The following is a 1,838-nucleotide window of genomic DNA, read 5'->3' as shown; positions in this document are numbered from 1 at the left end:
CCCCATACCTGATGCCTTGAGCTCCGAACCCATTTGATGACGCCAGCTATAAAATGTAGGGAGATGTTTGCGCTTCGGCCATAAATTCTTCCCCGCAGCGCGTAGTTTGTCTTGTAGACACCCAACATTTACTTTTTGTGCTAATGTAACAAGCATATACAACGTCAGTGCTGTTATTCCATCCAGCTGTAACACTCTGTCAGCTCCGCGTGTACCATGATGGCTCTTTTTTGCTCCGATAACAGTTAGCCGATTACTATCGACTGTTACGCCAGCCAGCTCTGTGGGTCTGATACCGGTGAGTTTGAACAGTTTAATCGCAGCCACCATGCACTTATCATTCCGTGCATTAAAATAGTCAATAAGCGCAGTTTCATCTTCTGCTGCGATCGACTTAACTCGAGTCTGCTTCTGTTTAACGGAAAGCGTGCTGCCTTTGGCTGTGACTGGGTTATGCAATGCTAGAATGCGTGTAGCTGCATCGTCATATCCTAAGGTGCGTTGATGATGTGCAAGAGCCCCGCGTAGGCGACGCCAGTAGGCGGGCCGATATTCAGGAGCACAAGCCAACAATTCATCTGAGATATTTTTAGCAGTAAGTTTGATACATTTTCTTTCCAAACGAATATAAAAATGCTTTGCAATCTTTTCATATTCAATTTTTGTTTTATCAGTCGCCATCATCTTTCCTTAGGCTCTTAACGGCCCTTATTTAACGTGTTATCTAATCAATAATATATCGATGTGAATCACAGTAGTTATCGCTAATCTGATTGAGAATGCGGTTCACCAACATGTATGTTTTTCATTGATTGAGCAACCAGCCCTAATAAATATTGCTGAATTTGTGGGTCGGCAATTAGTTTAGTCATGTCCAGTTCTGAGTTGTTGGCCGGAACCAGAGCCTGCGTCTCATTAAGGCGGAAACAACGAGCAAGAGCGTTTTCGGCTAATGTTTTGAAATCCGCAGCATCCTCAACTAACCATTTTCCATAATGATGCCTGATCATTGCGGTACTTGTATGCCCCATCTGTTTGGCAATCCATTCGATATTAACACCTGCGGACAACAGTTGACTGGCATAGGTATGTCTAAATTGCGATGGCCCTCGGTAGGCAACCCCCGCTGTGGCACAAAACGGCTCAAAAAAATCCTCTCTGAATTCATCGACGCTGGTGTATTGACGTCGTTTATCCGGATAATAGGCTAATAAAGTCCGGCGCAGTTTGATCCGCGTACGATTGTCAGCACACATGACCGAAATCGCTTTCTCTTTGCGATGCCTAGCATGCTCCAGAAGAGTGCGTAGTGCCTGCACTGCGGGGACAGTCAACTCGACTGTTCGGCAGGAGCTTTTGGTTTTCGGCGTTTTATAGCAACCATCTACCAGGGCCAGATCAACACGCAGTGTGCGTTTATCCAGGTCGATAGCCTCACGGCTAATTGCCAACAATTCGCTGATCCGCAGTCCAGTGGAAATACCAACCTGGATTATTGCTGCACCAATAGGGTTGATATGTTGATGTGCAATAAATAACTGGATCTCTGATTGCAGGAATGGCTGAGGCTCTACCACCTCAAATCGACAATTTTTGACATGACACATCGGATTGATTTTTATAATGCCATCTCGATAGGCCCTGTTAAATACTTGTCGCATAATGTCAATATACTGATTGACCGTGTTGCCTTTGAGGCGTTTTAGCAGTTTGGCTATATACATTTCGATGTCGGTTGCATTAATATCAATCAGCTTCTTTTTTCCCCATTTACGGATAAGCTGCCTGGCCTTTCTACACAAAACATCATAGGTTGCGTCTGATACCTGTTGATATTT

At 44.6% G+C, this 1,838-nt stretch carries 2 protein-coding genes; both read right to left on the bottom strand.

What is annotated here, in order from left to right:
• Nucleotides 1–684: site-specific integrase (locus tag LG31_RS20880; RefSeq protein ID WP_152598344.1), on the bottom strand; the 684-nt coding region annotated here is incomplete at its 3' end.
• Nucleotides 685–764: 80 nt separating this feature from the next.
• A partial coding sequence (locus LG31_RS0107720) for a tyrosine-type recombinase/integrase (protein ID WP_033113909.1) occupies nt 765–1,838 on the bottom strand: 1,074 nt, incomplete at its 5' end.

The sequence above is a fragment of the Aeromonas lacus genome (assembly GCF_000764665.1).
GTDB classification, from domain to species: domain Bacteria; phylum Pseudomonadota; class Gammaproteobacteria; order Enterobacterales; family Aeromonadaceae; genus Aeromonas; species Aeromonas lacus.
The sequence above is the reverse complement of the archived record's forward strand: the minus strand, read 5'-3'. Positions and strand labels throughout refer to the sequence as shown.